8 protein-coding genes and 1 pseudogene are annotated in these 9,561 nt (G+C 58.1%); 4 read left to right on the top strand and 5 right to left on the bottom strand.

Annotated elements, in window-relative coordinates; genetic code table 11:
- Positions 1–431: pseudogene (locus JWR14_RS29780) on the top strand (class II aldolase/adducin family protein); the annotation flags it as partial.
- Between the two features lie 72 nt (positions 432–503).
- Here JWR14_RS29780 and JWR14_RS29785 read toward each other — a convergent pair.
- Entirely contained in the window at positions 504–1,499 is a 996-nt protein-coding gene (locus JWR14_RS29785) for an ABC transporter substrate-binding protein (protein ID WP_299716423.1), read from the bottom strand.
- A gap of 287 nt (positions 1,500–1,786) precedes the next feature.
- Here JWR14_RS29785 and JWR14_RS29790 point away from each other — a divergent pair, with 287 nt between their 5' ends.
- The 3 genes from JWR14_RS29790 to JWR14_RS29800 all read left to right on the top strand — a co-directional run bounded on the left by JWR14_RS29790 (position 1,787) and on the right by JWR14_RS29800 (position 4,505).
- Positions 1,787–2,494 carry a PadR family transcriptional regulator gene (locus JWR14_RS29790; protein ID WP_299716426.1) on the top strand — a complete coding sequence of 236 codons (708 nt, stop codon included), beginning with the start codon at positions 1,787–1,789 and terminating at the stop codon, positions 2,492–2,494.
- A gap of 22 nt (positions 2,495–2,516) precedes the next feature.
- Positions 2,517–3,335 carry a siderophore-interacting protein gene (locus JWR14_RS29795; protein WP_299716429.1) on the top strand — a complete coding sequence of 273 codons (819 nt, stop codon included), beginning with the start codon at positions 2,517–2,519 and terminating at the stop codon, positions 3,333–3,335.
- 798 nt (positions 3,336–4,133) lie between these two features.
- On the top strand, positions 4,134–4,505 hold the full coding sequence (locus tag JWR14_RS29800; RefSeq protein ID WP_299716432.1) for a YciI family protein: 372 nt from the start codon (positions 4,134–4,136) through the stop codon (positions 4,503–4,505).
- Positions 4,506–4,929: 424 nt separating this feature from the next.
- Here the strand turns inward: JWR14_RS29800 and JWR14_RS29805 are convergent, their stop codons facing one another.
- From JWR14_RS29805 to JWR14_RS29820, 4 genes are all read right to left on the bottom strand, one after another.
- The gene (locus JWR14_RS29805; RefSeq protein WP_299716435.1) at positions 4,930–6,051 is read right to left on the bottom strand and encodes an L-dopachrome tautomerase-related protein; all 1,122 of its coding nucleotides are present in this window, start codon (positions 6,049–6,051) and stop codon (positions 4,930–4,932) included.
- 399 nt (positions 6,052–6,450) lie between these two features.
- Positions 6,451–6,852: a VOC family protein gene (locus tag JWR14_RS29810; protein WP_299716438.1), complete on the bottom strand. Its 402-nt coding sequence runs from the start codon at positions 6,850–6,852 to the stop codon at positions 6,451–6,453.
- A gap of 1,781 nt (positions 6,853–8,633) precedes the next feature.
- The gene (locus JWR14_RS29815) at positions 8,634–8,765 is read right to left on the bottom strand and encodes a hypothetical protein (protein WP_299716441.1); all 132 of its coding nucleotides are present in this window, start codon (positions 8,763–8,765) and stop codon (positions 8,634–8,636) included.
- Between the two features lie 210 nt (positions 8,766–8,975).
- Positions 8,976–9,561 (bottom strand): MFS transporter (locus JWR14_RS29820; protein WP_299716443.1); only part of this gene is annotated, 586 nt, incomplete at its 5' end.

A 9,561-nucleotide genomic window follows, 5' to 3' on the forward strand; every position in this document is an offset into this window, starting at 1 on the left:
GCTGCACATACGCATTCCCTCTACGGAAAAGCATGGTCGACACTGGGACGCAAGCTCGACCCGCTCACGCAAGACTCTTGCTCTTTCTATGAGGATCACGAACTATTTGACGACTTCCAGGGTGTGGTGCTCGACACCAAGGAAGGCGCACGCATTGCCGACGCGCTGGGTTCGAGCAAAGCGGTGATCCTGAAGAACCACGGCATTCTCACCGCGGGTCCCACGGTCGAAGCGGCCGCATGGTGGTATCTCGCACTCGATAACGCGTGCCACACGCAGCTACTCGCCGAAGCCGCCGGTACGCCTCAGCGCATTCCGCATGACGTGGCCGCGCTCACGCACGAAAGGGTCGGCCGTCCGGGGGGGCGCTGTTTTCGTTCGAGAGTTTGTATGAAGGTCTGGTCGAAGCGGAACCCGATCTGCTCGATTGATTTGAAACGACGCTGAGTGCATTGAGTGGTTAAGACGATGCATCACACATCGCCTTAACCGCGTAACCACGGTCAAGCCTTGGCGATCTGCGTATCAGAAATAGCGCGCACATCTATTCTTCTTGGCAGGATCGCATCGCGGAACGCAATATCCGCGACCCGCTGCAACGCGACAATATCGTTCTCGGCAACAAAACGTTGCTTCAGCGCTGATCGCGCGGTAATAGTCTTGGCGGCATCGAGTGGCAGGCGGGTCAATGACGCGTAGACCTGCGCGTACGCATCGGGATTAGCGACGGCCCAATCACCTGCGCGCTGCAAGCGCTGGAGCACATCTGCAATGGCGAGGCGCTTCAGGGGATCGGCCGCTGCGGTGCCCGACGCCGTCACAAAGCCCAGACCGCTATTGATCCCAGTGCCATCCCTTAGCACCCGCGCACCCCGTTGAACTGCGGTTCCGAAGTACGGATCGAAAGTCGCCCATACATCGATACGTCCCGATTCAAACGCGGAGAACGCGTCGACCGGCAATACAAACCGCACTGACACGTCCTCGCGCGAAAGACCGGCTTCGGCCAGCGCGCCATAGAGCTGGAATTGCGAAATGCTCCCACGCGCCGACGAAACAAACACGGTACGTCCCTTGAGTTCCGCCACGCTGCGCAGCTTCGAATCCGCCGGAACGACAATGCCCAACTGCGCGCCCGAGCCAACACGTGTCGCCACAATCTTGAGCGTCGGATCGCCAACGGCGGCCGCGAGCACCGGCAAATCACCCGCAGGCGCCAGGTCGACAGCACCCGCGCGCTGTGCTTCGAAGAGCGGCGCAGCGCCCTGGAAATTAGCCCACTTGAAGGCATACGACGTGCCGTCGAGCACCTTGGCAGCCTCGGCTAGCGCACGCGTGCCGCCCGCCTGATCGCCCAGCACGAGAGTGACTGCGCCGAGGGCCGCGTCCGCCGCCCTCGCCTCCCGCGACCCGAAACCGCTTAGCGCGGCGACAGTCGGCACGGCGCCTAGCAAGCGCAATACGCGCCGCCGTCCAACGAAAACATCAGAACCATCCATCTGCATCAATCCTCGCGGGCGAAATCAGCGCCCAGAGTAGCGACGCCGCGCCCCCTTGAGAATTATTCAATTCCGATATGGTTATGACCGCCGGATACTTAAGCATTGCAGCTTTCAGCGCGACGCTTGAGGCCTGTGGCGAAGCTCGTCAGCGTGAAGCGATCCGCTGGAACACGACGCCGCAGCCCCCCTGCACGGCGCTAGTCGTCCCCCCGAAAAAAATATTGACAACGTATCTTAAGATATATATCTTAAGATACGTTTTACGATAATCACGGAGTTTTACGATGAGACATCACCGCAATCGCGAGTTCGCTCGACCCCAAGCTGGATTTGAATCTTCAGACCGTTTTTCCATGCATGCACTGTGGCATGCAATCGGTCGCCACCACCGCCATGACGACGACGGCCGCTTCCCAGGCGGCCCGGGAGGATTCGGTGGCCGTGGTGACGACGGCATGCCACGCGGCCGCAAGTTCACCTCTGACGACCTGCAATTGCTCCTGCTAGCTCTTCTGGCCGAAGCACCGCGCCATGGCTACGAGTTGATCAAGGCGCTGGAAGTTCGCTCGAATGGTTTTTACAGCCCGAGTCCGGGCATGGTCTATCCGGCGCTGACTTACCTGGAAGAACTGGGCTATGCAACGGTCGAAGTGGAAGGCAATCGCAAGCGTTATGCGCTAGCCGAATCCGGACGCAATTACCTGACGACCAACCGCGAGCGCGTCGACCTGATGCTGGCCAAGCTAAGCCATTTCGCCCGCAAGATGGACTCAGTGCGCCGCGCGTTTGCGGGCGAAGCAGGCGATGAAAACGCGGACGCCAATGGCGACAGCAACGCATGGCTGCCCGAGTTCATCCAGGCGCGCCGCGCTCTCAAGCACGCGTTGCTGATGCGAACCGACGCACCCGTTAACGAGCAACGCCGCATTGCCGCGATCCTTTCGCGTGCGACTGCCGAGATCGAAGGAAAAACCGCCGGCGAGCCGGCGTAATCAACACTTGAGAGAACACTCAATGCAAAATAGCAGACCCGATCTGGCGGTCGGCCGCGTCCGCCATCAACTTAAATTCCGCCTGGCTCAAGTCAAGCGCGTTCAACCGCTTACGCCCCACCTCGTGCGCATCACGCTAAGCGGCGACGATCTTCATGATTTTGAATCAGCGTCCTTCGACGATCACATCAAGGTCTTCTTTCCGCCGCCCGGAGCCGACAAGCCCGTCATGCCCACGGCTGGTCCGAATGGCCCGGTCTTCGCGGACGACCAACCGCGGCCAATCGCACGCGACTTCACCCCGCGCCGGTACGATCGCGAAGCATGCGAGCTCGATATCGAGTTTGCGCTGCATGAAGCAGGACCTGCCGCGACGTGGGCGGCGCAAGCGAAGGTCGGACAGTATCTGGGCATCGGCGGTCCGCGCGGTTCCTTCATGATCCCCGAGGGATTCGACTGGCATCTGCTGATCGGCGACGAGACGGCGCTCCCTGCCATTGCACGCCGTCTGGAAGAGCTGCCGCCTGGAACTCGCGTGGCCGCGCTGATCGAGGTCGAAGATCCATCGGCACGTATCGACTTCACGACGCAGACCAACCTGTACGCTGAATGGCGCTACCGCAGCGAATCGGACTTCCCCGGTGCGGCCTTGTTGCTGGCGTTGCGAGAAATGTATCTGCCGACTGGCGAAGGCTACGTGTGGGCCGCCGGCGAAGCAACGGTCATGCGTGCCGTTCGTCAGCACCTGTGCACGGAACGCGGTGTCGACAAGACCCGGATTCGGGCGGCAAGTTACTGGAAACGAGGCGCGGAAGCGATTCACGAATCCATCGACGACTGACTCGTGCCTTGTCCGTCTTAGCTGTTAAAAAAACTAATCAGGATGACTATATGTATAGTCTGGACGCGAGTCGCGAGCGGCGCCCTCTCTGGCTGCTTGCGCTTACACAGTTCACCATCGAGATTTTCTCCTGGTCAGAGGGTGTCAACTTAGGACGGGAAAGCCCGGTGGCACGATGATCCCGACGAAACTCTGTTCGCATGTCTGAATGAACTCAAGCCATCGTATATGCGTGCTTGTTAACGAGACACCATGATGGGCATGTGCGCCAGCGCCAGATCGAACGGCTGGTAGCGTCATCTGAACCTTGGATTGCACCATTCGTTACGCAACTCTGCGACGAGTATGTCATTGAAATTCTCGATGCTGTCGAAGCGCACTTGTCGTCCATGGATCAACACACCTACGGAGCGTTCTTCCGGGAGAATTCGCTGTTTTTCCAAAGGACGCGCGATCGAATGATTAGCTACTGGGATTGCTACTACCGTTGGCTATACAAGCGAGAACCGGACTATGTTGGGTTCCGATTATTCGATCGGTTCCGCGAATGGAGTGCTGCCGAGTAAACCGATCCTCCACTAGTAATTGTCAACGACTGTCGTCACACGGGCGAACGTCCCTTCCTGGTTGAACCCCGTCCTCTCGAACCTTGGAGTCGTTCCCCATCCATCCGTCTACGTCGGGCAGGAGGGGACCCATAGCAGACAGGCTCGCGAGACCCGCTACAAAATAGCCAGAGCATTGTCGATTTCCGATCATCACATTCGTCGTGAGTGAACCCCATTCAAAGGATTTCCCATGAAATACCTCGGCCTGGCCTACTTCTCCCCCGAAAAATTCGCCGCGATGGCGTCAGACGAAATCAAGGAATTGGTGAGCCAGTGCCCGGCATTGGACGAGAAGATGCGCGCTACCGGCAAAGTTCTGGTTTCTGCCTCCCTTGGCGATCTGGACAGGTGGCGGACGCTTCGCCCGCGCACTGGAGAGACGCGCATCACCGATGGGCCTTACACCGAGTCGAAGGAAGTCGTGGGTGGCCTATTCATCATCGACGCGGACAGCCTTGACGAGGCGTTACGCATCGCGTCAATGCACCCGGCTGCCACACTGGGCGAAGAAGGCGGATGGGCCGTCGAGCTTATCCCCTTGGACTTCTATCTGTCGCGATGAGGATCTAGACGCCTGTCTCAGAACAAGTTGGCGCTCTTTCACCGCAGACACTTTCGCTGCGTCGGAAGTCATCGCGGTGATGTACGCTGCGGGCCGGGTACTGCCTCATGCGACGGCACCCGCTGGAGCCCTGCACGGCTGCGGTCGGCAGCACGCGACGCGACCCGAACCGGACGGACGACATATATCCAGTGCGAGACCGTTTCCAAGGACACAGCGGTCATTCAACCCTTCGCGGGAGCATGGCGAACCTCGTCAGCGTCAGCGCTGGACTCAACCGGGCTGGCTGGAGCGGATCAATGCGCCACTGGCCGTCACGGCGCCCACAGGCGCCCGACCGACGGCGCGGGGCGGCATGCGCCCCGCGCGAGTCTGGATGCAGGCGAGCAAGGCTTCTGACCTCCGCCCACCCCCTAGCCGGAGTTCATCCGGGCAACTTTGCCCTGAAAATGGTGAGCGGTCCGGAACGCGGCAGATGATTCTTGAATGTCACCTCCCAGAGGTGGGAGTCTGCGATGTAGAGATAACCTTGGCTGATGGCGAAGCCATCCGCCCAGGACAGCCGCCCGGGAGCGCGTACGAAGAGGCGCGATTTTACTTTGTGTGTCGCGGGATCGATGTCGAGAGCAACGATGGTGCTGTGTTCGAGATCGCCGCCGTATAGTGTCCCATGTTGGTCCATGATCAAACCGCCAGTCAGTTCGGCCGAGCCGAGGTATTGCACCTTGCGTGACATTTGGACGGGGGTCAGCCGGGCGTCAATCAGGGCACTTGTTGGCACCCGCCAGTAGTTGTGATCGGTCAGCGGCCGGTAGTAGATCCATTTGGCGTCCGGGGAGAGCGCGATGCCGTCGGCGTGGATCGCGACCTGCTTGCCATCGTTAGTTTCCGCAGGTTGATCGCCGATCATCAGATGTTGCTGGGGATCGGCAAAGGTCGAGCGGTCGCCGACTAGAACCTGCCGCGATCTGCCGGTTTTAAGATTCAGCGCAACCAGGCTACCGCGATTGCCGACGTTGGTCAGGTACGCGTACCCATGGAGGAGGTCGATGCGCACATCGTTGAGCGAGTCGGTAGGGGCAACGGTGCCATCGAAGCCATAGCTGCGGATCGCCTTGTTGCTGCTGAGGTCGAACTCGACCAACTTGGGCTTCGCGCCTGGACTCGCGGCCGTCAGCACCGCTCGCCCCGAATCGAGCACCCACAGATGGTCGGCTGTGTCCACCCACATCGCCTGCGGGACTGCCCACTCATGCTCCGTGTCCGTGCCGGAGGTATTCCAAGCCTGATCGGGATATGGGGTCACCGCACCGGTTTGCGCATTGACCTCAACGAGCCTGTCGCCGGACTCGGCTGCGGGGGCACTCGCGAAGATGCGGCCTTCGCCGGACACACCAATACCAACGAGCTTGAACGTGTCGAAGGTCTTGACGGTTTCGAGAGCTGGCCCGTAGAAGCCTTGCGGCTGGGCCGATACAACCGGCGAGATACCGGCGGCAACTGCGGCACAGACCAGCGCGATTCTCGCAAGCTTCGCTGTTTTCACCTCATTCTCCACATGTTAAGTAGTTTGTTAGCTCACACTAAAAACGGAAAGCCGAAGATACGCTATCAGGACTTTTCTCGATTCAGGTTGGCGGTCAAAAACGACGATGTGCAAGTGCCTCGCGGATTGTTCGCCTGCGCGACCTGCGCAATCGGCGATGATGAACCGCTTCGTGCAATTGTCGATGATGGAATGCCGATCGTCTTCGGCTGACCGGCCGTTTTATTGGTCGCAGCGGCCGGCCAAATGTCGGGTTTTAAGGTCAAGACTAACGACGCCTGATGGCCTTCCGCAGCCGGTTGCGGAAGGCGCATCGCGACCCACAACGGTCGGTCGATAACCTCTAAGCGGTCGCTCACGCTGGGTCAGCAGGCTCACTGCATAGAAGGCGATGGTTTATTATTTTTCTCGGAACACGGCTTCGATGTTGTTGCCGTCGGGATCGATTAGGAAAGCCGCATAGTACCCCTTCGGGTATCCACCAGACCGAAGACCGGGCTCTCCATTGTCCTCTCCGCCAGCTATCAAACCTTCACGATGAAAAGCCTCGACTTGTTCCCGGCTAACAGCTCGAAATGCGATATGTTGCTTAAGACTGTGTGGGTGAAAAACGTCAATCCAGAAGATTGGGTAATCGTAGCCAAAACCTACGCCGGCCAGGTCCGCGTCGCCTTCTCCCGCCGGACTGAAGTCACGCGTAATGCGCGCTACAACTGCGACACCGATCGGTCTCAGTGCTGCCTCATAGAACTTCGCCGACCGGGAAATGTCAGAGACCCCAATGCCGGTATGATCGATCAACCAGTTACATGTCTCAGCCACGCCGTCCTCCCTCGCTAAACAGCTTTTTATCATAGACCGCGCCGGAAAGCCGATTGTCGCTTTTCTAACACTAACGGACACGGTATTCGTCGTCCTCACGGACGAGGGCTGCCTCCCCGCGGAGCCTAATATACTTCCATGTCATTACCCGGCAATGGCACATCGACCGTGAAGCGCTTGTTGCATCAATGACGCCAGCCGCGATGGGCAAGCACCATCGTCTTGGCGTCAAAGATGGATATGGCGCAAGTAGCATATCGTCAACGATTCGAGAGTCCGAGTCGAACGGCCGAAACGGGCCGGTTTCTGTCTGATGCGGTCGGCCCAGTTCCACACAGACCACCCATAGAAAACAAGGTTGGCATCACCTGTGATTGCAGGCAACATCTAGCCGTCCAGGAGACGCCTAGTACAAGCCGCTAATTACTACCGGGCAATTAAGGTACGTTGATGTCTCTGGAAATAGCGATTCGCGAGGGGCGCGCGGCTAAGGTGGCGTTTTCGCATAAGTAGCGCGTATCAAAAAAGGAAAAGGTGGCATCGTTATGCAAAAATGTCACCTTTCCGCCTCCAATCACACATCGTTTGTGGAAAACGCGACATCTGCTTCTCGAATAAGTGTTGTCTGTGCGAAAACGCCAGCTTTCCTCGCGGGGAGGCCGCACTCCTATGCGAAAACGCCACCTTTGCGTATCCTAAGGTCGTCGGTTATAGGCCGCATTGCCGAGCGTCTCTCCCTGGCCGATAACACCGGGTCAACCAAGGCCTCTGAAGACAACATTCGGGAATACTGGTCCGAGCGCGCCAACGGCCCCAATGGCCAAGGAAGAGTCTTACGAGCGCCCAATTGGCCGCCCTTGCGGCAGCCAAACCATGCTAACGTTACTGAAGCCGCCCTGCCCCGATGCTACTCGGAGCGGCATTGCGATGATGTTCTGTTTTATCAAGAGTAAAAGATGGCCCACAACTCCCTTTAAGCCACACTTTGACAGGTGAGCAAGATGTGCGCAAAAGATATGGTCGAAGGGAGTTCCGCAGAACTGCGGGACGCCGCGAAAGTTATTGCGGAAGCACTTTCCGGATCAGACGCAACTTTGATCCGGCCAGCCACGACGACTTTGATCGTGTCGTCCAGTACGTGTCGGAGCTGATGGCCAACGATCGAGCGATGTACGACGAGCTTGTTACTGCTCTTATAAGAACGGAAGATTCCCTCCAAAAAGCGTGAGCAGGTTTTCTATGGGGCACTTGCCACGCGGAAAGCAGAGACCTGCGAAGCCCTTCGCTCCGGTGCGAAACTATGCCGAGCGCACGCCGGCCGACGAATTCTTGATGGCGGATGTGCCCAGCCAGGGACGTCTCCTCACTGCCCTAGACACCGTCGCGCGTGCAAGAGGAATCGCGAAACGATGACGTGGTCCTGACTGCTTGGAATAACTGACACGCTCGACATGATAACGGGCGTTATCGCCGCAACGAGGCTCACCAACGTCTTTCGAACGAGCATCAGCTAACAACAGTGCGCTCGCACCGGCCACTCGGTGATACGCTTATCCGTTTCTTTGGGTAGTTCTCCGAATGACAATTTTGTTTATGTCAATTCACGCAGTTACCTCGCGCCTCGCCGCATCGGAAACGCGTGGCACTGAAAGATGGCGCAACGGCTACGAACCGTAGCCGATCGTGCAGTCTCAGAGGTGGATGCCGTTCCATAAGGCGCGCCTTTGCTGTGCCTGCCAAACCATGGACAATGGAGCTCGCTAGAAGAAAATCAGATAAATCGCTGCCTGAGGCTCCGATAAATGCCCCATTTCCCGCTGTACAAATGCCGAAAATGTTTCCGAGCAGATCCGAAAGCCGTTGTTCAGGAAATCGAGGATTTTGATGGTCATAGCAGCCTCCCATTCAGGTCTCTTTTTGCAATGCGTTGGCGCCAAAAGCGTTATGCAACTATCTAGCAACTGCTTCCCACGACCTTATCAAGCCAGTCAGCTATCACCGCGAGCCATTGCATCGTTATATTTCTCAAGCTCCATCAATGCTGGTCTGTACCAGTACTAGTCATCGATCGGGAGAAACGTCGGATCATTAAACAGCGGGCTTTAATGCGCCGCGTCCACACGAGCCGATTGGTCCGCGTATTGCGGGTCGTCAACTTTCTGGCCCGGATCGTCGAGCAAATTACTACGCTCGATAAACGAGCGCCGCATGGGACTCAGCAGCCATTTCGATGCGAGCGCGGCCACTACGCTTACCGCCGCACAGCAAAGGAGAACCGTTGTCCAGTCGCCGGTCATTTCCTTGATCACGCTGCCAAGCGGTACCAACAGTGCTGCAACGCCCTTTGTCGTGTATAAGGCTCCAGCGTTCGCCGTGACATGGGCGTTGCCAAAGGTATCGCCAGCGAGCGCTGATGAGATCGCATAGGTCTCTCCCCAGCAGAGGAAGATCAGCGGCCCGAAAATCAAGAAAGCGAGCGGAGAATGTCCAAACTGCGCGAGCCCGAGCAGTGCAACCCCTACGCCGAGAAAAATGGCGAGCATCACGTTCTCCCGGCCGAAACGATCTGAAAGAAATCCGCCAAGGGGACGCGTAAGACCGTTGACGAGGTTGTCGATGGAAAGCGTCAGCGTGAGCAAAGGAATTGTCGTGCCAAGAATGGCGATGGGTACTCTCGCGATGCCGAAA

The sequence above is a fragment of the Caballeronia sp. genome (genome assembly GCF_028292365.1).
Taxonomy (GTDB): domain Bacteria; phylum Pseudomonadota; class Gammaproteobacteria; order Burkholderiales; family Burkholderiaceae; genus Caballeronia.